General features: G+C 64.7%; 25 protein-coding genes. 16 read left to right on the top strand and 9 right to left on the bottom strand.

Annotated elements, in window-relative coordinates; all coding sequences use genetic code 11:
* Positions 1-52: 52 nt before the first annotated feature.
* On the top strand, positions 53-1,552 hold the full coding sequence (locus SKA58_RS02780) for a glucan biosynthesis protein (protein WP_037542479.1): 1,500 nt from the start codon (positions 53-55) through the stop codon (positions 1,550-1,552).
* Between the two features lie 64 nt (positions 1,553-1,616).
* Positions 1,617-3,497, top strand: a complete 1,881-nt coding sequence (gene mdoH / locus SKA58_RS02775; RefSeq protein WP_009820822.1) for a glucans biosynthesis glucosyltransferase MdoH — start codon at positions 1,617-1,619, stop codon at positions 3,495-3,497.
* A gap of 43 nt (positions 3,498-3,540) precedes the next feature.
* On the opposite strand, the gene SKA58_RS02770 is transcribed toward mdoH, so the two are convergent.
* The 8 genes from SKA58_RS02770 to SKA58_RS02735 all read right to left on the bottom strand — a co-directional run bounded on the left by SKA58_RS02770 (position 3,541) and on the right by SKA58_RS02735 (position 9,858).
* Positions 3,541-4,272 (bottom strand): sigma-70 family RNA polymerase sigma factor, encoded by a 732-nt coding sequence (locus SKA58_RS02770; protein WP_009820821.1) that lies wholly within the window; start codon positions 4,270-4,272, stop codon positions 3,541-3,543.
* 18 nt (positions 4,273-4,290) lie between these two features.
* Positions 4,291-6,423, bottom strand: coding sequence for a flagellar biosynthesis protein FlhA (gene flhA / locus SKA58_RS02765; protein WP_009820820.1), 2,133 nt, complete (start codon positions 6,421-6,423; stop codon positions 4,291-4,293).
* 9 nt (positions 6,424-6,432) lie between these two features.
* Positions 6,433-7,266 (bottom strand): flagellar protein FlgJ, encoded by an 834-nt coding sequence (locus SKA58_RS02760; protein WP_037542050.1) that lies wholly within the window; start codon positions 7,264-7,266, stop codon positions 6,433-6,435.
* 145 nt (positions 7,267-7,411) lie between these two features.
* Positions 7,412-7,720, bottom strand: coding sequence for a hypothetical protein (locus tag SKA58_RS02755; protein WP_009820817.1), 309 nt, complete (start codon positions 7,718-7,720; stop codon positions 7,412-7,414).
* A 12-nt stretch (positions 7,721-7,732) separates the two neighbouring features.
* Entirely contained in the window at positions 7,733-8,008 is a 276-nt protein-coding gene (gene flgM, locus SKA58_RS02750) for a flagellar biosynthesis anti-sigma factor FlgM (RefSeq protein WP_009820816.1), read from the bottom strand.
* 45 nt (positions 8,009-8,053) lie between these two features.
* Entirely contained in the window at positions 8,054-8,635 is a 582-nt protein-coding gene (locus SKA58_RS02745) for a flagella basal body P-ring formation protein FlgA (RefSeq protein ID WP_009820815.1), read from the bottom strand.
* 63 nt (positions 8,636-8,698) lie between these two features.
* A complete protein-coding gene (locus tag SKA58_RS02740) occupies positions 8,699-9,193 on the bottom strand; it encodes a flagellar motor protein MotB (RefSeq protein WP_009820814.1) in 495 nt (164 codons plus the stop codon).
* On the bottom strand, positions 9,190-9,858 hold the full coding sequence (locus SKA58_RS02735) for a MotA/TolQ/ExbB proton channel family protein (protein WP_037542048.1): 669 nt from the start codon (positions 9,856-9,858) through the stop codon (positions 9,190-9,192). Before SKA58_RS02735 ends, SKA58_RS02740 begins: the two co-directional genes overlap by 4 nt.
* A gap of 244 nt (positions 9,859-10,102) precedes the next feature.
* Between SKA58_RS02735 and flgB the strand changes: the two genes are divergently transcribed.
* From flgB to SKA58_RS02665, 14 genes are all read left to right on the top strand, one after another.
* A complete protein-coding gene (flgB, locus tag SKA58_RS02730) occupies positions 10,103-10,474 on the top strand; it encodes a flagellar basal body rod protein FlgB (RefSeq protein WP_009820812.1) in 372 nt (123 codons plus the stop codon).
* 2 nt (positions 10,475-10,476) lie between these two features.
* Entirely contained in the window at positions 10,477-10,887 is a 411-nt protein-coding gene (flgC, locus tag SKA58_RS02725) for a flagellar basal body rod protein FlgC (protein WP_021228793.1), read from the top strand.
* The gene (locus tag SKA58_RS02720; protein WP_009820810.1) at positions 10,884-11,543 is read left to right on the top strand and encodes a flagellar hook assembly protein FlgD; all 660 of its coding nucleotides are present in this window, start codon (positions 10,884-10,886) and stop codon (positions 11,541-11,543) included. Before flgC ends, SKA58_RS02720 begins: the two co-directional genes overlap by 4 nt.
* 37 nt (positions 11,544-11,580) lie before the next feature.
* Positions 11,581-12,426 carry a flagellar hook-basal body complex protein gene (locus tag SKA58_RS02715; RefSeq protein ID WP_009820809.1) on the top strand — a complete coding sequence of 282 codons (846 nt, stop codon included), beginning with the start codon at positions 11,581-11,583 and terminating at the stop codon, positions 12,424-12,426.
* A gap of 33 nt (positions 12,427-12,459) precedes the next feature.
* Positions 12,460-13,203: a flagellar basal body rod protein FlgF gene (locus SKA58_RS02710; protein ID WP_009820808.1), complete on the top strand. Its 744-nt coding sequence runs from the start codon at positions 12,460-12,462 to the stop codon at positions 13,201-13,203.
* Positions 13,204-13,319: 116 nt separating this feature from the next.
* Positions 13,320-14,108: a flagellar basal-body rod protein FlgG gene (gene flgG / locus SKA58_RS02705; protein WP_009820807.1), complete on the top strand. Its 789-nt coding sequence runs from the start codon at positions 13,320-13,322 to the stop codon at positions 14,106-14,108.
* Between the two features lie 9 nt (positions 14,109-14,117).
* Complete coding sequence (locus tag SKA58_RS02700; protein WP_009820806.1) at positions 14,118-14,798, top strand: flagellar basal body L-ring protein FlgH; 681 nt, start codon at positions 14,118-14,120, stop codon at positions 14,796-14,798.
* A gap of 38 nt (positions 14,799-14,836) precedes the next feature.
* Entirely contained in the window at positions 14,837-15,919 is a 1,083-nt protein-coding gene (locus SKA58_RS02695) for a flagellar basal body P-ring protein FlgI (RefSeq protein WP_009820805.1), read from the top strand.
* Positions 15,919-16,251 (top strand): rod-binding protein, encoded by a 333-nt coding sequence (locus SKA58_RS02690; RefSeq protein ID WP_009820804.1) that lies wholly within the window; start codon positions 15,919-15,921, stop codon positions 16,249-16,251. Before SKA58_RS02695 ends, SKA58_RS02690 begins: the two co-directional genes overlap by 1 nt.
* Positions 16,248-17,585 carry a flagellar hook-associated protein FlgK gene (flgK, locus tag SKA58_RS02685; RefSeq protein WP_009820803.1) on the top strand — a complete coding sequence of 446 codons (1,338 nt, stop codon included), beginning with the start codon at positions 16,248-16,250 and terminating at the stop codon, positions 17,583-17,585. Before SKA58_RS02690 ends, flgK begins: the two co-directional genes overlap by 4 nt.
* A gap of 18 nt (positions 17,586-17,603) precedes the next feature.
* A complete protein-coding gene (locus SKA58_RS02680) occupies positions 17,604-18,449 on the top strand; it encodes a flagellin (protein WP_009820802.1) in 846 nt (281 codons plus the stop codon).
* Between the two features lie 125 nt (positions 18,450-18,574).
* Positions 18,575-19,438, top strand: a complete 864-nt coding sequence (motA, locus tag SKA58_RS02675) for a flagellar motor stator protein MotA (RefSeq protein ID WP_009820801.1) — start codon at positions 18,575-18,577, stop codon at positions 19,436-19,438.
* Positions 19,439-19,441: 3 nt separating this feature from the next.
* Positions 19,442-20,494 carry a flagellar motor protein MotB gene (locus SKA58_RS02670; protein ID WP_009820800.1) on the top strand — a complete coding sequence of 351 codons (1,053 nt, stop codon included), beginning with the start codon at positions 19,442-19,444 and terminating at the stop codon, positions 20,492-20,494.
* A 276-nt stretch (positions 20,495-20,770) separates the two neighbouring features.
* A complete protein-coding gene (locus SKA58_RS02665) occupies positions 20,771-21,205 on the top strand; it encodes a DUF7684 family protein (RefSeq protein ID WP_009820799.1) in 435 nt (144 codons plus the stop codon).
* 80 nt (positions 21,206-21,285) lie between these two features.
* On the opposite strand, the gene SKA58_RS02660 is transcribed toward SKA58_RS02665, so the two are convergent.
* The gene (locus SKA58_RS02660) at positions 21,286-21,489 is read right to left on the bottom strand and encodes a hypothetical protein (protein ID WP_009820798.1); all 204 of its coding nucleotides are present in this window, start codon (positions 21,487-21,489) and stop codon (positions 21,286-21,288) included.
* Positions 21,490-21,726: the final 237 nt, after the last annotated feature.

Genomic DNA, 21,726 nt, shown 5'->3' with positions numbered 1-21,726 from the left:
GGGATGGATACAAGTCTTGGCTTGATCGTTTTGCCGCTCGATGAGCCAGACCATGACCCAGATCGACCGGCGCGCGATGATCGCGGCCTCGGGCGCTGCCCTCCTCCTGCCCTCGACGCTTCACGCGCAAGGCCTGACCGGCAATCGCCCCACGCCCTTTTCCTGGGACCGGCTGGTGGCGCACGCGCAGCAGTTGACCCGCACCCCCTTCAAGGAAACCCCCGCCCATCCGGGTGCGGCCAAGGTCGACTATATCGCCCAGCATGAAGCGCGCTTTCGCGACGACCGCACCTTGTGGGGCGACCTGCCCGGTGACACTGGCATCCGCTTCTTCCCGCTGTCGCAATATTCGACCCAGCCGGTCAGCATCGCCACGGTCGAAAATGGCAGAGCGACGCCGCTGCGCTATGATGCCGACATGTTCGACGCGCCGGCGGGCAATGCGGTAAAGGCGCTTGGCCCCAATGCGGGCTTTGCCGGTTTTCGCATCATGAACGCGGCACGTGACGGCGACTGGCTGTCCTTCCTGGGCGCCAGCTATTTCCGCGCGCCCAGCCCGCAAAAGCAGTTCGGCCTGTCCGCCCGCGCCATCGCGATCAACACGAGCCTGGGCAAGGAGGAATTTCCCCGCTTCACCCATTTCTGGCTGGAGCGAACGGGCAAGAGCAGCGTCACAATTTATGCCTTGCTCGACGGCGCGTCGATTACCGGCGCCTATCGCTTCGTCAGCCGATTGGGGGCCGATGGCGTCACGCAGGATGTGACCGCCGCCCTGTTCCCGCGCCGGCCGATCGAGGAACTGGGGCTGATGGCGATGACCAGCATGTTCTGGTATGATCAGGCGAACCGGGGCAAGGGCACCGACTGGCGGCCCGAAATCCACGACAGCGACATATTGTCGATCGCCAGCGCCGACGGCACCGCCCATGCCCGTCCGATCATCAACCCGCCCACCCCGCTGGTGAGCGCCTTTGCCGAGCGCGATCCCAAGGGCTTCGGCTTGGTCCAGCGCGACCGCGATTTCGACCATTATCAGGATGACGGGGTCTATTATGATCGCCGCCCGACGCTGTGGGCGGCCCCGTCCGCGCCGCTGGGCGCAGGCGAGGTGCGGCTCTACAGCTTCCCGACCGACAGTGAATATACCGACAATGTCGTCGCCTACTGGACGCCCGCCACGCCGGGTCGGCGGATCGACGCCAGCTATCACGTGGACTGGAGCGCAGCGTGCGCACCCGCGTCGGAAGCGCTGGAGAACAAGGTCGCGATCGTCCAGAATGTCTGGCGCGGGCGCGGCGATGAAGAAGGCAGCGACCGGCTGGTTATTGATTTTGCCGGCGTCGCCGATGGCGCAAAGCCCGAAATCTGGACCGACATCAGCGCGGGCACGATGATCAAGACGGCGGGCTATCCTGTGCTCGGCCAGCCTGGCCTGTATCGCATGGTGCTCGACCTCAAGCGCGAAGGGGCCGGGCTGACCGATATTCGGGCGCAGTTGCGGCTGGGCGATCGTGCAATCAGCGAATATGTGCACTATCCTGTAGGCCCCTGAGCGGAACCGTTACGGACCCGAACGGTTCTGACGCTTTGGGTCAACAGGGAACGGGGCCAAAATCATGGACGAGCACGTCGTGCCGACGACCGACCCGCCGGCCGGGGACAAGCCCCTGCCCCGCGCCTTTGAACAGGTGCCCGCGCAAAGTCCGCTCGCCATGCCGGAGCAGGATTTCGACACGACGCCGCCGCTGATCGCGCGGCGCCGCTTCAATATCGACCTGTGGGCGCGCCGCCTGCTGGTGATCGCGCTGACGCTGATCCCTGCCGCGCTGGCCGCCCATGAAATGCGCCGGTCCATCGGGCTGGATGGCATCAGCGCGTTGGAGGGTGTCTATCTCGCCCTCTTCATCTCCCTTTTCGCCTGGATCGCCTTCGGCTTTGCGACCGCCGCCATCGGGTTCCTGCTGCTGACCGTGGGCAAGGGGCGCAGCGTCACCCCCCGCCCCCTGCGCGCGTCCGAACCGCTGCGCGGCAAGACCGCGATCCTGCTGCCGGTGTGCAATGAGGATTTTCTGGGCGTACTTGGCCGCCTGTCGATCATGGAGCGCAGCCTGGCGCAGGTGATGGGCCGGGAGCGGTTCGAATTCTTCATCCTGTCCGATTCAAACGTGGAAAGCGGCGAAACCGAAAAGCGCGCCTATCTGGAAATGCGCGACTCTTTTTCGCGCCCGGTCCATTATCGCCGCCGCGCGCTCAATATCGGGCGCAAGCCCGGCAATATCGCCGAATGGGTAACGCGTTTTGGTGGCGGCTATGATCATATGATCGTGCTGGACGCCGACAGCATCATGAGCGGGCAGACCATGGCGCGGCTGGCCGCCGATATGGAGCGGCACCCGCATGTCGGCCTTATCCAGACCGTGCCCACCGTCATGGGCGCGGCGACCCTGTTCGCGCGCTGGCAGCAATTTGCCAGCCGCCTGTTCGGCCCGATTTCCGCCGCTGGCATGATCTGGTGGGCGGGCAGCGAAGGCATGTTCTGGGGCCATAACGCCATCGTGCGCGTGCGCGCCTTCGCCGAAAGCTGCGGCCTGCCCGAACTGCCCGGTCGCGCACCCTTTGGCGGCCATATATTAAGCCACGACATGCTGGAAGCCGCGCTGTTGCGCCGGCGCGGCTGGGACGTGCATATGGTGACAGCGGACGACAGTTTCGAAGAATTTCCGCCGTCCATGCCCGACCTGTTCACCCGCGACCGCCGCTGGTGCCAGGGCAATATCCAGCATGTGCCGCTGCTGATCCGCATTGCGGGCCTGCACCCTCTAAGCCGGTTCCAGTTGCTGGTCGGGGCGACCGCCTATTGCACATCCCCCATGTGGCTGGCGCTGATGCTGGTGGTGCTGGGCGGCGCGGCCAGCGGCATCTGGCCGCCGGCGGAGGTGCTGCCATCGGGCGCCCTGCTGGGCGTTACGGCGCTGCTGTTGTTCGGCCCGAAAATCCTCGCGATATTCTGGGCGATGGCGGACCCGGCGCGGCGCATCGGCTTTGGCGGCGCAGTGCGCATGACGCGCGGCGTGCTGGTCGACATCATCCTGTCCATCCTGATGGCGCCGGTCGCGATGCTGACCCAGACGATCAACCTTGTCACCATATTGATGGGTCGCAAGGCCAGCTGGAACGGCCAGACCCGCGACCGCGACGGCATGGCGATCGGCAGCGCGATCTGGCTGTTCAAATGGCATATTTTGTTGGGCGTCGGCCTGACCTGGCTGGCGGTGGAGGCGGGCGCGGTCGGCTGGACCCTGCCAGTGGTCGCTGGCCTGTTTGCAGCCCCCTTGCTTGCGGCGATTACCGCGCGCAAGGATTTGGGCGCACGGGCGGAAAGAAGCGGTCTGTTCCAGGTCGCCGACCCATGGTGGCGAACGCAAAGCTATCGCCCTCTGCGTTTCCGCTGGCCAAATGGGGAAAAGCGCCGCGCGATCGCGGCCAACGACGAATAGTCAAAAAACGCGCCCCGACTGATAGCGGGCTACGCTGCGCCCGTCACTCGTCCCAATCGCGCAATTTCTCGCGCAGCTTGTCGAGCGCGGCCTTCTTGATCTGGCACACGCGCGCCGCGCCGATGTCCAGCGTCTGGCCGATTTCCTCCAGGTTCATTTCCTCGACGAAATAGAGTTGCAGCACCATCGCCTCGCGCTGGGGCAGTTCGCTGATGCAGGCAGCCATTGCCTTCTTGAGTGATTCGCGCTCCAGCACCTGGTCGGCGCGGTCCTCGACATCAGCGAACCACATGGACTGGTCGGAATAGACTTCGTCCATGCTGGTATGCTGGACCATTTCGACGCTGTCGGCGGCCTCGCGATAGGCGGCCGGCTCCAGCCCCATCTCGCTCGACATTTCCGCCTCGGTCGGCAACCGGCCCAGCTGCTGCTCCAGCCGATTGCGGACCCCGGCAATTTCTTTCCGCCTCGCCATTGCCGACCGGCAAAGCGTTGCCTGCCGCCGCAGATGGTCTATCATCGCGCCGCGCACGCGCAGTTGCGCATAGGCGGCAAAGCCAAGCCCGCGATCCTCGAAACTGTTGGCAGCCTCTACCAGCGCGACCATGCCGATCTGGAGGAGATCCTCCACCTCGATGGCGGTCGATACCCGCCCATGGACATGCCAGGCGATCTTGCGGACCAATGGCATATATTGGCGGGCCAGCCGCTCGGGGCTATGCTCGCCCGGCTTGCCATAAGTGTGGGCGCCAACCGCGATCTTGTTCATATACATGACCTAGTCCCAGTTTCCTCAAGCCACGCGTTCGCGCATCTGATCCGGCCTTGGCAGCGGATCATGACGGGGCGTTGGCCGCGACTCATTGCCTACCACCGCAACCACTTCCACACCCTTACCGTCGGGAATTTCTAGGAAGGACAGGACCGGCGTTTCGGGCAGATGCGGCTTGAACAGACGCGCGAGCGCCCGCCGCGCGACGGGCGAGGTGACGATGGCGAAATTGCGTGCCTGGCCCAGCATCGGGCGGGCGGCGTTCACCACCTGCTCGACGATACGGTTGGCAAGGCTCGGCTCGATCGGATGGCGGGCATCGCCTGCGACGCGCATCGCCTGCGCCAGCATCGCTTCCAGCTCGCCGTCCAGCGTAATGACCGGCAGCGGCATCTTCACCGGCACCAGCCCCTGGATGATGAGCGCGCCGATCCGCTGGCGCACCGATTCGACCAGCTGTTCGTGGCTCATGTCGGGGCGACCGCCATCGACCATCGCCTCGCAGATGCGGCGGAAATCCTTGAGCGCGATGCCTTCGCTCAACAGCGCGCGGCAAAGCGCGCTGATCTGCGTGAGGTTCAGCAGGCCCGGCGTCAGCCCGTCGACCAGTTGCGGCGCGACGTCCTTGAGATTGTCGAGCAGCTTGCGCGCTTCGTCCAGGCCGAACATTTCGGCCGCGTTCATCGCGATCAACTGGTTGAGATGCGTCGCGACCACCGTCGGCGGATCGACCACAGTATAGCCCGCGACCACCGCCTCGCTGCGCTTGGCCTGCGAAATCCACACCGCGTCGAGGCCAAAGGTCGGGTCCTTGGCCGGGCGGCCGGTGACGGTGCCTTCCAGCGCGCCACTGTCGAGCGCCAGCAGGTCATCGGGCCAGATTTCGTCCTCGCCCACGACGACGCCGGCGATGGTGATGCGATACTGGTTCGGCTCCAGCGCCAGATTGTCCTTCACGCGGACCATCGGCACGACGAAGCCCAGTTCCTTGGACAGCTGGCGGCGGATGCCGGTGATGCGGGCCATCAGCGGAGCGCCCTTGCGCTCGTCGACCAGAGAGATGAGGCCATAGCCAATCTCCAGCCCCAGGATCGCGCCGTCCGACACGTCGTCCCATTCGATCAGGGCGGGATTGGGCGCGGGCGGCGGCGGCGCGGGTTCGGCGGCCTTTTTCTGGCTGGCCTTGCGCAGCTGCCACGCGATACCGCCGGCAACCGCGGCAGCCGGCAGGATGATCATGTGCGGCATGCCCGGCAAGATGCCCAGAAAGCCCAGGATCGCGGCAACCGGCACCCAGGCGCGGCCCGAGCCGAACTGGCTGGCGACCTGACCCGACAGATCCTGCTCGCTCTTGACGCGGGTGACGATGGACGCCGCCGCGATCGAGAGCAGCAGCGCGGGAATCTGCGCCACCAGCGCGTCGCCGATCGCCAGGATGATGTAGGTCTGCGCAGCCTCGCCAATGGCCAGGCCATGGCTGACCACGCCCAATATGATGCCGCCGATGATGTTGATGACCAGGATCAGGATGCCCGCGACCGCGTCACCCTTCACGAACTTGCTGGCGCCGTCCATCGACCCGTAGAAATCCGCCTCGGTCGCGACTTCGACGCGGCGGATCTTGGCCTCTTCCGGGGTCAGCAGGCCCGCATTCAGGTCCGCGTCGATCGCCATCTGCTTGCCCGGCAGGGCGTCCAGGGTGAAGCGGGCCGACACTTCGGACACGCGGCCCGCGCCCTTGGTGATGACGACCAGGTTGATGATCATCAGGATGGCGAAGACGAAGATGCCCACGACATAGTCGCCGCCGATCAGGAAATGGCCGAACGCCTCGATCACCTGCCCCGCCGCATCCGCGCCCTCATGCCCCGACACCAGCACCACGCGGGTCGAGGCGACGTTGAGCGCCAGGCGCAGCAAAGTCGCGAACAGAAGGACGGTGGGAAAGCTGGAGAAATCGAGCGGCTTGGCAGCGTTCAGCGCCACCATCAGCACGGCGAGCGAAATCATGATGTTGGTGATGAAGCCGATGTCCAGCATGACCGCCGGGACCGGCACCATCATGAACAGGACCACCATCAGGGTCGCGAAGGGCAGCACCGCGCCCTTGACGGCGCTCATCCAGATCTTCGCTTTGACTTGGGCAGGGGACATGGTCGGCCGTTACCTTCCGAGGGTGGCAAGCATGAGATAGGCAAGACGCGCCGTCTGCGGCTGCGGCCGGACGCTGACGTCGGGCTGCTGGCTGAGGCGCTGGGTTTCGATCCGCACATAATCGGCGGGCTGGACGGTCCGTGCGCCACTCGGCAGGTTGGCGGCGGCGCCGGAGGCGTCGGCATATTGGACCGGGCCGCCCAGGCTGTCGGAGCTTTTCTGCAACTTGGCGGCGAAACGGTCGCGAATTTCCGAAAAGCTGCGCGCATTGCCGGACCGGTCGTAAAAGATAGACCGGTTGGCGCGCGCGGCGGACGGGAAGAGCGAGGCGGCGCTCGCGCCGGGCGCGCGGTCATGGACCGACAGGAATTTGGTCGCGCCGCCCACCCCCAGGAAATGCGCGAGATAGAGATCGACCGGCTCGGCCTCCCGGCCCAGCTTCGACTCCAGATAGGCCTTGTTGTCGGCGGCATGCTGCGCCGCCATCACCGAGGCGGTTTCGGGATGCTTGCGCAGATCGAGAATCTGCTGGCGCAATTGCGGGTCGGACACATGATAGCGGCCGTTGCTGCCCTGGCTGATCGCGTCCGACGCCCAGCCCAGCCCATATTCGCTGCCATGCTTGTCGATGACGGCAAGCCAGCTCTGGTCGATGAACTGATAAAGGCCGGTGGCGGAGGAGGTGGTGGCGCGCGCGGTCGGATTGAGGCTCGATTCGATCTTCGCCTGCCCCAGCAGATAGCTGAAGTCGACACCCGTGCGCCGGCTCGCCATGGCGATCGCGTTGGTGACGCGATTGCCGGTCGATCCGGAAGTTGCCGAAATGTCTGCGAATGCCGACACGATGCTCTAAATCCCCAATTGCTAGCGAGGACATTAGAGCAAGGCTTGTGCCAAGATTTGGTTAACGCGCAGGCAGGAATTTGTCCGCCCCGCAACGAAAAACGGCGCCCGAAGGCGCCGCTTTAGGTTTAACGCAGAAAATTTTTCAGCGGCCGTAGGTCAGTGGCGCGGCGCGCGCGCCGTGCGACGCCAGGATGGACAGGCGCTGGCTCGCATGATCGGCCAGCAGATTGACGCGCACCCGCGCGCTTTCGATCAGCGGCAGCATCGCGCTGATCCGCTCCACCACCGCCGGGTCGGACCGCCAGGCGCCAATGGCGCGCACCCCGGCGGCGGCGCGGCTGACCCGGTCGCTCGCCTGCTCGATCGCCGACACGTCACTGCCGGTCAGCGCGTCGCGCAGGCCGTCAAATGCTGCGAACAGATCATCAAGGGCGGCAAGGCCGAGCGGCATGGCGGCAAATCCTTATTTCTGGGGCAGATCGAGTTCGAGCATGCGTTCGGCGATCGCATCCGCGTTCACCGGATAATTGCCCGACGCGATCGCGCTCTTGATCGCGGCAATCTTGTCCATGTCCACCGGCGCGCCTTCGGCCGCCATGCGGGCAGCGGGGCTGGCGACGTCCGCCGCCGCTGACGCCGGCACGGAACCGGTTGGCGCGGCAGCGCGCGTCTTGCCGCTTTCCCGCAGGCTGGTCGCGCCGATCGCATTGCCGATGCTCTGTCCAACAGAGTTGATCATGATCTTAATCCTTCACTCGTCCTTTGACCCTTATAACGGACAAGTTCAAAAATCATTAAATCCTGGAATGCGCACCACGCCCATATCGACGATCTGGGCAAAAACCGGCGGACTTTTGCGGTCTTCGCGCACGCGGATCGTATCGCCGACCGCTCCGCCTTCGTCCGCGATCATCATGCGCGACACGCTGAAACTGGCATTGCCGGCCATCAGTTGCACCGGATCGCCCTTGCGCACCACATCTTCCTTGGGCGCGGCGGCGACAGCGGCGCGGGTAAAGCCGTTCGACGGCGCAGCGCGTGCACTGGAACCGGGCACGGGGCCATAGCTGGCGGCGGCGACGCCCTTGACCAGCGGCACGCGGATGCGCCAGCCCAGCGCTTCGCACTTGACCATCGCCGCGCCGAAAACGGGACCTTCGACCGTGGGGGTGCTGGGGCAGGACGCCAGGCGCAGCCGGCGATCGACAGGTGCGGCCGGACCGCCCGGCTCACCCATATTGGCGCCGACGGTCATCGCGACAAGGCTGTCGATGCGATCGAGATTTTCGAACGTCTGCTGCGCCAGCGCGGGCTGCACGGTGGCGAGCGCGGCGATGGCGGAGAGGAGGAACGAAAGGCGAAGCACGGCAGTCTCCTGTAAGGACTAAAGTTTCTGCCAGTCGAATACGCAATTTTCGTGCCAGTCGGTTCAACCCGCGGCTTTGCTGCCGGGGGCGACGCGGATCCATTGCCCCTGCCCCGCCTGCCCGTCCGCCTGGTCCAGGCCCCGGATCAGCAGCCGGTCGCGGACCAGCCCGCGCGCCTGCAACGCCCGCGCAACCGCGCCCAGTCGCGCGGCGGCCAGATCCCATTCGTCGAACCGCTCGTGGCGGGCGTCCGCACCATGGCTGCGGATTTCCACCGCCGGCGCATTGGCGAAGCGGCGCGCAAGGGCGGCAATCTGCGCCTCCCCTCGCGCGCTCAGCAGCGCTTCGCCCGGCATGAACAGGTCAGCGGCGCGGATCTCCACGCCATCGGCCATCGGCCGGCCGCCAAATTGCCGGCTGACCTGCGCCAGCATCGCATCGCGCCGCGATCCGCTCGCCTGCAACAGCACGAAGAAGGCAAGCAGCAACAGCAGCAGATCGGCAAAGCTGATCGCCCAGCGATTGCGGCGCGCAAGAGGGGTTGGAACCGCGCTCATGCCACTTCGCGCATGGCCGCGCGGCGCAGTGGCGCATTTTCGCGCCGCGCGATCACCAGCATCCGGTCCGCCGCCTCCCGCTGCCAGGCCAGTTCACGGTCCGACAGGTCGGCAAGGCGCGCGGCGATGGGCGCGGCGATGATGTTGGCGATGACGACGCCATAGAAGGTGGTGAGCAGCGCCAGCGCCATCGACGGCCCCAGCGCGGCGGGATCATTCATCGCCGCGAACATGCCGATCAGGCCCAATATCGTGCCCGCCATGCCCAGCGCTGGCGCGGCATCCGCCACCGACAGCCAGACGCGATGCGCCGCGCCATGACGCTGCGCCCGGTCAGCGAGCGCCTGCGTCGCCCACAGCGCGAATTGTTCGGTGCGGTCGCAATTGGCCAGCTTGTGCGCGGCCTGCGTCAGGAAGGGATGAGCGGTCTTCACCCGGTCGGTGCAGGACAGTCCGCGCAGCTGCGCGACATGGTCGATCTGAAGCAGGGCGGCGCGCGCGGCGTCCTGATCGCGCAGCGGATTGGCGCGCAGCAACGGCGCCAGTGCTCCGATCGCGCGCCCACAAGCGGCAAGGCCGTTCTGGAACAGCGCCACCAGGGCAATCCCGCCCAGCATCGCCAGCAGCGTTGCCGGATCGAACAAATGGCTGAAAATCGCGAGCATGCGCCGTGTCGTCCCCATCGTTCATCGGCGGCCGGCAACGCCCTGCCGCCGACCGGCAAAAACTTGCCGCCCTTGCCGTCTCGCCTGCGAAAAGCCCGTATTCCCCAGCTTTGCCGCCTTGCCGATGCGTCACCCACGCAAATTGGCACGGCTCTTGCTGATCACAGGCTGGATCACCCGCAGGCGATGCCATCAGGCTTCAGAACGGCGGGTGAAGGATAAACTTTAGAGCGAATTTTTGAGCATGTCGGTCGAAGACAATCTGTTCGGGATCCATGGAAAGGCGCTGGCGCTTCGCTCGCAGCGCCTGTCCCTGCTCGCGTCCAACATCGCCAATGCCTCCACGCCCGGTTACAAGGCGCGCGACATCGACTTTGAAGCCGCGCTCAAGGAAGCGACGGCGCAATCGTCGGGCGCGACCTCCACCGACATGGGCAAGGCGGTCGAAGACGCCATGGGCTATCGCGTGCCGCTTCAGCCCAGCCTTGACGGCAATACGGTCGAACTCAGCACCGAACAGACGCTGTTTGCCGAAAACGCCGTCAAATATCGCACGACCCTCTCCTTCCTCGAGGGCCGGATCAACACCATCAACCGTGCGCTGAAGGGAGAATGAGCATGAGCGGCAATGGCGCCATGAACATCTTCGACATCGCCGGCCGCGCCATGAGCGCGCAGCTGGTGCGTCTCAACACCACCGCGTCCAACATGGCGAATGCCGGCAATGTCACCGGCAGCGCGCAGGACGCCTATCGCGCGATCAAGCCAGTCTTCACGTCCGTCACGGACAGCCCCGGCGTGTCGACGGTCAAGGTTTCGGACGTCGTCACCACCAAGGCCGAGCCGACCAAGCGCCACGACCCCAATCATCCGCTGGCCGACGCCAATGGCGATGTGTGGGAAGCGGCGGTCGACAGCAATGCCGAGCTGGTCGACATGATCGAGACCGCCCGCATGTACCAGAATAATGTCCAGGTACTCAACACCGCCAAATCCCTGATGCTCGAAACCATAAGGATCGGCAAATGACGAGCGTTTCCACCGTCACCGACAGCGCGGGGCTTTCGGTCTATAATCCCAATGCGACCGTTGGCACCGGCAGCGCGACGATGGATCAGGCCAGCTTCCTCAAGCTCCTGACCGCGCAGATGCAATATCAGGACCCGTTCGAACCCGTCGACAATGCCGAGATGGTGTCGCAGATGGCGACCATCACCAATTCGAGCGGCATCGCCGAGATGAACGCCAACCTGGCGTCGATCAAGCAGGAGCTGACCGGCACGCGCCTGGGCGATGCGGCAAGCTGGATCGGCAAGTCGATGCTGGTCCAAAGCAATGTCGCCGTGCCCGACGCCAGCGGCTATTATGCCGGGCAGGTCAGCTTCGCCGACGCCACCAACGGCGCGACCGTCGACCTGGTCGATGGCAGCGGCAATGTCGTCAAGACCATTGACTTAGGGTCGCAGCAGGCGGGCGACGTCACCTTCTACTGGGATGGCAAGGACGACATGGGCGAAACCGTGTCCACCGACGCCCTGCAGGTGAAGGTCAACGGCGCCACCCCCAGCAAGGTCGCGACCTGGGCCACCATCGCCGCCGTCCAGTCACCCGCGGACGGTTCCTCTTCCAAACTGATCACCGCGCTCGGCAGCTACAGCCCGTCCGACGCGCTGAGCCTGATGTAATTCTTAACCCCATCCTTTTCACCCAAGGAGCAACGCCATGTCCTTCTATGTTTCGCTTTCCGGTCTCAAGGGCGCGCAGGCTGACCTGTCCGCCATTTCCAACAATGTCGCCAACGTGAACTCGACTGCCTTCAAGAAGAGCAAGGCGCAGTTCGGCGACATCTTCGCTGCCTCGCCGATGCAGACGACGCATCAGGTCGCGGGTCAGGGCGTGCGCGTGCAGGGCATCACCCAGCAGTTCACGCAGGGCACGATTGAAACCACCGACAAGACGCTGGACCTTGCCATCACTGGCGAAGGCTTCTTCACCGTGAAGGGCGAGGATGGCACGATCAGCTACACCCGCAACGGCGCCTTTTCGGTCGATAATGACCGCTTCGCCGTCGACACCACCGGTTCGCGCATTCAGGTGTTCGCCGTCGATCCTGAAACCGGCGACCTCACCACCCCGCCGACGAGCGCCACGGGTCCGGGCGACCTCACCGATCTGCAAATCCCGACCACCTATAATAACGAAGCCGACGGCGCGCAGCTGACCAGCGTCGGCGTGTCGAAGGAAGGGCTTGTTTCGGCCATTTACGCCGATGGCAGCACCGTTTACCTGGGCCAGGTCGCGATGGCGTCCTTCAACAGCCTGGAAGGGCTGCGCCAGCAGGGCGACGCGCACTGGACCTCCACCGTGGAGAGCGGCAACCCGATCCTGGGCACCGCCAATCAGGGCATGTTCGGTTCGGTCAATTCCGGCTCGCTGGAACGCTCCAACGTCGACATCACCGACGAACTGGTCCAGCTGATCGCTGCCCAGCGCAATTTCCAGGCGAACAGCAAGGCGATCGAGGCGGCCAATACGCTGACCACCACCATCGTCAACATCCGCACCTAAGCGGTTTAGGCGCGGGATCAGGAGGAACAGCCCATGGACCGGCTCGTCAACACGGCACTGACGGCGATGCGCGGCGCGATGGCGCGGCAGGCGTCGATCGCGAACAACCTTGCCAATGCCAACACCGTTGGCTTTCGCGCGGAAATCGCCAATGCCGAAACGCGCTGGATCCAGGGCGAAAGCTTCGACACCCGCGCCCAGGCCTCCGAACAGGTGATCGCCGCCGACATGGCGCAAGGCGCGGTCACCGAAACGGGCAATCCGCTCGACGTGGCGCTGGACGGGGACGCACTGCTCACCGTCCAGGCCACCGACGGCAGCGAAGCCTATACGCGCCGCGGCGACCTCAAGGTTTCCGACAGCGGCCTGCTGACCACCGGCGACGGCCTGCCCGTGCTGGGCGAAGGCGGCCCGGTCATCCTGCCGCAGATGGACAGCGTCTCCATCGCCAAGGATGGCAGCATCTGGGGCGTGCCGCAGGGCGGCGATCCGGCCAACCCGCAGCAGGTCGACAAGCTCAAGCTGGTCAATGCGGCCGGCTCCAGCATCGCCAAGGGCAATGACGGCCTGTTCCGCGAAGTCAATGGCGGCGCCCTGCCCTCCGATCCGCTCGCCACCGTGACATCGGGATCGCTGGAAGGATCGAACGTCAATTCGACCCAGGCGCTGATCGACATGATCGAGGCCAGCCGCGCCTGGGAGACGCAGGTCAAGATGATCGACACCGCCAAACAGCTGGACGATGGCGGCGCGTCGCTGATGCGCCTCGACGGCTAAACCCTATGGTTAATATTGGCACGCCTCTTGCTTTGATGCGTGCATGAGCGGTCCGAGTGAGGATCGCATAACCGACTGAGCGGTCCGCGCGAGGATCGCGCCACGGAGAATGCACGATGAGCAACGCCGCCCTTCATGTCGCCCGCACCGGCCTTGACGCGCAGAACACGAAGATGCGCGTCATCGCCAACAACCTGGCGAACGTCAACACGACCGGTTTCAAGAAGGACCGCGCCGATTTCGAGACGCTGGCCTATCAGCAGATCGTGCAGGCCGGCGCCAATTCCGACGCGGAAAACAAGTTCGCCACCGGGCTGAACCTGGGATCGGGCGTGGCGCTTCAGGGCACCAGCAAGATCAATTCGCAGGGCACGCTGACCCAGACCAGCAATGCGCTGGACATGGCGATCGAAGGGTCGGGCTATTTCCAGGTGCAGCAGCCTGACGGTTCCATCGCCTATTCTCGCGCGGGCAATTTCAGCGTCACCGCCGAAGGCACGATCGTCACCGGCGACGGCCTGCCGCTGATCCCCCAGATCACCGTGCCGCAGGGCGCGACATCGGTGTCGATCGGCAATGACGGCACCGTGTCCGCGACCTTGCAGGGCGAAAGCGAACCAAGCCAGCTTGGCCAGATCGAACTGGCCAGCTTCATGAATCCGTCGGGCCTGCAATCGATCGGCGGCAATCTGCTGGTCGAAACCGCCGCCAGCGGCACGCCGCAGGTCGGCGTCGCTGGGCTGGAAGGGCGCGGGGTCATCCGGTCGGGCTATCTGGAAACGTCCAACGTCAACATCGTCGAGGAACTGGTCGACATGATCGAGACGCAGCGCGCCTATGAGGTGAACAGCAAGATGATCAAGGCGACCGACGAAATGCTCCAGTACGTCAACCAGAATATCTGAGCTGTGACGATGCGCATCTCCTTCACCCTTGTCGCCGCCGTTTCCGTGCTTGCCCTTGCCGCATCGCCCGCCGATGCGCGCAAGAAGAAGCGCGAGGTGGAGCGCGAATATTTCGCGCCGACCGTCATCGCCCAGCCGGCCGCGCCTGCGGCCAACGGCTCCATCTTCCAGACGTCGGTCGGCTATACGCCGCTGACCAGCGGCGCGCGCGCCACCACCGTCGGCGACATCATCACCATCGTCCTGGTCGAACGCACCCAGGCGTCCAAGAGCAACAGCGCCGACACCAGCCGCAGCGGCTCCTTCGGGCTGACGCCGCCAAGCACCGGCGTGCTTTCCAAGCTCTTTTCGCCCAGCGATGTCGCGATGGGCGGCAATAACGGTTTCACCGGCAAGGGCGCGGCGACCCAGTCGAACGCGCTGTCGGGCGAAATCACCGTCACCATCGCGCAGGTCTATCCCAATGGCACCATGCTGGTGAAGGGTGAGAAGGCGTTGACGCTCAATCGCGGCGACGAATTCATCCAGATCAGCGGCCTCGTCCGCCAGGCCGACATCAGCCCGGACAACCGCATCGCCTCCACCCGCGTCGCCGACGCCAAGATCATCTACAAGGGCAAGGGCGAGATCGCCAATGCCAGCCGCCAGGGCTGGCTCCAGCGTTTCTTCTCCGCCATCAGCCCCTTCTGATGGAGAGCCAAGTGAGCGTTTTCCACCGCCTCTTTCCGATGGTCGCGCTGTTCGCCGCCTTCGTCCTCGTTACCCCGGCCCATGCCGAGCGGATCAAGGATCTGGGCACGTTCCAGGGCGTGCGCCCCAACCAGCTGACCGGATACGGCATTGTGGTGGGCCTGGCTGGCACGGGCGACGACAGCATCGAATATGCGACGCAGGGCATGAAGGGCGTCGTGTCGCGCTTTGGCCTGACGCTGCCGCAGGGCGTCAATCCGGCGCTCAAGAACGCCGCCGCCGTGCTGGTGACGGCCGACCTGCCCGCCTTTTCCAAGCCCGGCCAGCGGCTGGACGTCACCGTATCGGCGCTGGGCAAGGCTAAGTCGCTGCGCGGCGGCACGCTGATCATGACCCCGCTGCGCGGCGCGGACAATGAAATCTACGCCATGGCGCAGGGCAACCTCGCCGTCGGCGGCCTCGGCGTATCGGGTGCCGACGGCAGCCAGGTGTCGGTCAACATCCCCTCGGCCGGCCGCATCCCCAGCGGGGCGACAGTCGAGCGCGCGGTTGCGACCGGTTTCGACACCGCTCCCACCCTGACCTTCAACCTTGCCGAAGCGGACCTGACCACCGCTCTGCGCGTGGCCGATGGCATCAACCGTGCCTTTGGCGACAATCGGGCGAGCGCGGTCGACGCTGTTTCGGTGACGATCGCCGCCGCGCCGGGCGCGGAGCAGCGCATCATGATGATGGGCATGATCGAAAATATCGAGGTCGCGCCCGCCGACGCCCCGGCCCGCGTCATTGTCAACGCGCGCACCGGCACGGTCGTCATCAACGGCGCGGTCAAGATCCATCCGGCCGCCGTCGCCCACGGAAAACTGACGGTCAGCGTCAATGAATCGCCGCGCGTCGTCCAGCCCGCGCCCTTCAGCCAGGGGCGCACCGCGGTCGAACCGTCGAGCAACATCAGCATCGACGAACAGAAAAAACCGATGGTCAATTTTAAAGGTGGGGCGTCGCTGGCCGATATAGTGAAGGCGGTCAACGCCATCGGGGCATCCCCGGCGGACATGGTCGCGATCCTCGAGGCCTTGAAACAGGCGGGCGCGATGAAAGCCGATCTGGTGGTGCTGTGATGCAGGTGACGACAACTTCCCCGACGGCAGAGGCCGGGTCCGGCGCAGGCGGCGCGAACCGCGCCGCGCTGGACAAGGTCGCACAGCAGTTCGAAGCGGTGTTCCTGCGCCAGATGATCGGCGCGATGCGCTCGGCCAGCTTGGCCGACGGCATCACCGATTCCAGCGCCACCCAGCAATTTCAGGACATGGCCGACGCGCGCACCGCCGACGCCATGGCGAGCAAGGGCGCAATGGGTATCGCCGACCTGCTGATCAAGCAGTTCGGCGCGCGCATCGCCCCCACACCTGCCGCTGCGACTGACGGCGCGGCCGGGACGCCGGGCGCATGAGCGACCTTTTCATCATCGGGTCGTCGGGGACCAAGGCCTATCGCACCGCGATGGCCGCCATTTCGGAAAATATCGCCAATGCCGGCACCGACGGCTATGCCCGGCGCACGGTGACGACGGCGGAATCGGGCGCATCGACCTCCACGATGTCGCTCTACATCGCCAAGGCCAATTTCGGCGGCACGCAGGTGATGGGCGTCGATCGCGCTAGCGATCCCTATCTCGACGCGACTGTACGCACGACCGGCATGAACCTGGGCAGCGCGACGGCGCGGCTGCGCTGGCTGACTGACGCAGAAACCGCGATGAACGACAGCAGCACTGGCGTAGGCCAGCTGATGACCAGCATGTTCCAGAATATGGAAAAGCTGGCCGCTAGCCCTGGCGACACGTCACTGCGCGTCACCACGCTCGACAGCATCAGTCGCGTGGCGCAATCGTTCAACCAGACTGCGGCCGACCTTACAAATGTGTCGGACGGCATCGCGACCGAAGCCACCGCCTCGGTCCAGACGATCAACCGTTCGCTGTCCGCGCTCGCCAATATCAACAACAGCCTGCTGCGCGCGCAGCCGGGCACATCCGCTTATGCGCAGTTGCTCGACAGCCGCGACGCCGCCTTGCAGGACCTGTCGGAAAATCTGAACGTCACGATCAGCTTCGGCGCGCATGACAGCGCCGAAATCAGCTTCGCCGGGCAGACGTTGGTCAGCGGCAACAGCGCCGCCAGCCTGTCGGTCGCGACCAATGGCGATGGCTCGCTGGCGCTCAGCCTGAGCGACGGCACCGCGCTCAGCGCGCCCGCCAACGGCACGCTGGGCGGCCTGTTTTCCGCCGCGCAGACCGTCACCGAACGCCGCGCCAGCCTCGACACGCTGGCAGAACAGTTTGTGACCGACGTCAATGCCTGGCATGCGCAGGGCCTGACCGATGCGGGCGACGCGGGCGTTCCGCTGCTATCCTATGGCGGCGGCGCGGCCAATGTCGCGGCACTCGTCACCGATCCCGCGCTGCTGGCGCTCAAATCCGCCGACGGCACGCTCAACGGCAATCTTTTGACCGTCACCTCCACCCTGCGCGGCAATGGCAGCGTCGAACAGGCCTGGACCTCGCTGGTCGCCACCCACGCCAACCTGCTGGGCGCGACCCAGGCGGAATTTGACACCGCCACCAACCGCAGCGACCAGGCCGTCGCCGCGCGAGAAGCGGTAAGCGGCGTCGATCTCGACATGGAAGCGGCCGACCTGCTGCGCCTGCAACAGGCCTATTCGGGCTGCGCCAAAATCCTGCAGATCGCCAAGGAAACCATCGATTCCATCCTCAACATCATCTGACCGGCAAAGGGCTGACTCATGGTAGGCATCACCAACAAGATCATGCTCGCTGAAATGCGCCGGCAGCAGAAATTGTCGCAAAGCATCGTCGACGGGCAGACCGCCATTTCGACCGGCATCACGCTTAACAAGCCGTCCGACAATGCGCTCGCCTGGGTGCAGGTGTCCGACATCGGCCGCGCGCAGGCGCAGCAGGCCGCCTGGCAGGCCAATGTCAACTATGGCACGACCCGCGCCGCCACCGCCGAATCCAACCTGTCGGAAATCAACAGTCTCCTCACCCGCGCGCAGGAACTGGTGACATCGGCCCGTAACGGCTCGCTCAACGACACCAGCCGCGCCGCCATCGTCGAGGAACTGGGCACGATCCGCACCACCATCGACGAAATGCTCAACCAGACCGACTATCAGGGCACGCCGGTGTTCGATGATGGGCAAAGCACGCTTGTCCCGGTCAGCCGGGGCCTCAACCTCGCCGTCGTCGGCACGAGGCAGGAAGTGTCCGAAGGCATCGACGTCAACGGCGCGCCCATGTCGATCAACGATGTCCTCTCCGCCAGCATCAGCGCGATCCAAAGCGGCGTCGACGCCGACATCGCCACCTCGCTCGACGGGGTCAAGGCGGCGCAGGCGCACATCACCGTCGAGCAGGCGAAGCAGGGCGTGCGCAGCGACCGGCTGGAAGTCATCGGCGACCGGCTGACCGATGTCGACATCGACCTCACCGAACGGCGGGCGGACCTGGAATCCACCGATCTTCAGCAAGTCATCTCGCGCCTTCAATCCCAGCTTCTGCAACTGGAAGCGGCGCAGTCCGCCTATGCGCGGATCAACCAGAAGACGCTGTTCGACATCATTGGCTGACGGCCGGGTAAAAAGCAGCCCTTGTCCTAAAGCGGATGCTAACCAGTCCGTATTAACCAGAAAGGGACCGGCGCACCGGCGCTGACGCAGCCACCGCCACACAGGCGCTACTTTCGGGGATAGTCATGTTCGCAATCATCGGCCTTGTCGTGCTTCTGGGCATGGTGTTCGGCGGCTTCATCTTCACCGGCGGCGATATCGGCCCGGTGCTCCACGCGCTTCCGCACGAAATGCTGATTATCGGCGGCGCGGCGGTCGGCGCGCTCATCATCGGCAATTCGGGCGCGGACTTGAAAGCGCTGGGCGGCGGCCTTGCCAAGGTGTTCAAGGGGCCGGCCTACAAGAAACAGGATTTCCTCGACTGCATCTTCCTCGTCAGCAAGCTGATGAAGACGCTGCGGGTCGAAGGGCCGGTGGCGCTCGAACCCCACATCGAGGATCCGGGCACCTCCCCCATTTTCGCCGAATATCCCAAGCTGATGAAGGACAAGACGCTCATCCACCTGATCAGCGACACGCTGCGCCTCGTCGTCGTCTCGTCGGGCACGCTTGATCCCCACGCGGTGGAGGAGGTGATGGACAACAGCCTCAAGACCCACCACCACGAGGCTCTCAAGCCCGCCGACAATCTTCAGGGCCTGGCCGACGCGCTGCCGGCGCTGGGCATCGTCGCGGCGGTGCTGGGCGTGGTCAAGACCATGGGCTCGATCGACCAGCCGCCTTCGGTGCTGGGCGCGATGATCGGCTCGGCGCTGGTCGGCACTTTCCTGGGCGTGCTGCTCGCCTATGGCATGGTCAACCCCTTCGCCAATCGCTGCCGCACGGTGATCGAGCAGGACGGGGCGATCTATCATGTGGTGAAGCAGATCATCATCGCCTCGCTGCACGGCCACCCGCAACCGCTGGTGATCGAAGCCGCGCGCTCCAGCCTCATCCACGCCAACCAGCCTGGCTTTGCCGAGGTGTTCGACGGCATGCGGAACAAATAAGCCATGGCCGAGAAAAAGCGCGGCGCGAACGAGCCTGAACCAAGGCCGGTCATCGTCAAGAAAATCATCGTCGAAGGACATGGCGGTCATCATGGCGGCGCGTGGAAGGTCGCCTATGCCGACTTCGTGACGGCGATGATGGCCTTCTTCCTGCTGATGTGGCTGCTGGGCGCGACCACCGAAAAACAGCGCAAGGCGCTGGCCGATTATTTCACGCCGACGCTGGTGGAACTCAAAATGGCATCGGCCGGGTCGACCGGGCTGATGGGCGGCGACAGCCTGACGGGGAAGGATAATTATCCGACCACCGGGGGCGTGGGCAATCTGTCCATCACCATTCCGCGCGACGCCACCGGCACCAAGGACCAGGGCGGCAAGGCGATGCGCGCGGCCGACCGGCAGAAGTTCGAATCGATCAAGAAGGATCTGGAAGCGCGGATGAACCGCAAGGGTCTGTCGCGCCTGCGCAAGAATGTCCGCTTCACCGAAACCCGCGAGGGGCTGCGCATTGACCTCATCGACGAAGCCGATTTCGCGATGTTCGCCATGGGCACCGACCGGCTCGTCCCCGAAGCGCGCGCGCTGGTGGGCGAAGTGGCGAGCGTACTCAAGACCATGCCCAATGACCTCATCGTGCGCGGCCATACCGATGCCCTGCCCTATGCGTCGGGCAAGGCGATGAACAATTGGCGCCTGTCTTCGGCCCGCGCGGAATCGACGCGCCAGGCGCTGGCGGACAGCGGCATCGGCAACCCGCGCTTCGCCCGGATCGAAGGCGTCGCCGACCGCGAACCCTTCGTGAAGGACAATCGCTACGACCCGCGCAACCGGCGCATGTCGATCATCCTGGGCTGGAGCCGCGGCGGTGGCGGGGATAGCGCCGACGAGGACACCGACGCGCAAACCCGCGCGGCGATCAGGGAACGCGACGATCCCCGCCGCGTCGCGCAGGAACAGGCGCGCAAGCTCGACATGGGCGGCACCGCCCTCCCCGCCGGCGTCGACCTGCTCAACCCCGCCGCGCCCGGCACATCGAGCAAGCCGGGCAAGCATTGAGGCACGGGAAACGGAACTTGCGCGCGTGACGCACCGGTCAGGTCAGTTTGAACCGGGCAGCGCGTGATCATCGGATGGGTTGCGAACAATCTCTCGCCATCGTCACCCCCGCATCCATCGTCATCCCCGCGAACGCGGGGATCCATCTCCCGGCACTGCACACGGCATGACATCGGGAGATGGGCTCCCGCCGTCGCGGGAATGACGGGGATGGGTGGAGAGCGGACTGTCGGCTTTTGAGTTGAGGATGCGACAATGCGGACATAGGTTCGCGTGATGCCTCTGGACTATCTGCACCTCTCGCCTGACCGGCCCATGCCCCAGATGCCCTCTAAGCCTTACCGAGCAGTCTTGGTTGCCGAACAGGCCGTGAGCCAGGTTTGGCGTGATGAAGTAGTCAAATGGCTCGTAGGCAGCGGTTGCCTATACTTTGTCGCTTGGGGCATAGCTTGCGAGGAATGGCACGATGCCGTTGATTGGGCCGTCTTAGAGGCCTTCGACTTTGGAAAGATACCGGACGACAAGTTTGTTATGACGACGTGGCATGACAAGGAACCTCTGTCAGAGGCGCTATGGTTTGCTGGGAACTGTGCTTCTCATCCCGATGTGGACCTTGCAGACACGGTGGTCGTGCATGTCTCGCCCAGCGAACGTAGAGCGGCCATGTTAGAGCTTTACCGCGACAGCCAAGACATAGAACGCGACACCTAACCAACGCCCTGTTTCTGGCGTCATCGGCCAAGACTTAAACGACCGCAATTGGTCGTCTTCCGCTTCACCTCGGTTACGGCCTAGTCGTTGATTTCGACACGAATGCATGCTCGAAAGACGCCAGTTGCACCCTCCTCACGGTGCCAGACCTCAACCACATTGTAGTAGTTAAAATATCCTCCCGCGTCCTTGGAGATGTATTCCCCTATCCGGGGCAAAAAAGAGAAATCGCCTTGAAAGAGGGGCGTCATCTCATCTTTCTCGAACACTTCAACGGACGGCATGGTGATCTCCTTGCCCCGCTTTAGCCTTATCGCTTGATGTCCGCTATTAGGAAGCCGCTAAAGCGTATCAACCGGCAAGAAATGGTCGATATACGACCTTTAATTTTACCAAAGAAGAGCAATCGGGCGCAGGCGAGACAAGACATGCCGCTGGCTTATACTGGCTGGCTCACACCTCCGCTAGTCCGGCAGCCTCCGCACATAAGGGGGTAGAAACCCTACCCACCCAATGCGCCA

This window comes from Sphingomonas sp. SKA58 (assembly GCF_000153545.1).
GTDB classification, from domain to species: Bacteria; Pseudomonadota; Alphaproteobacteria; order Sphingomonadales; family Sphingomonadaceae; genus Sphingobium; species Sphingobium soli.
Note: the sequence above shows the minus strand (reverse complement) of the source record. Positions and strands in the feature narration are given on the sequence as shown.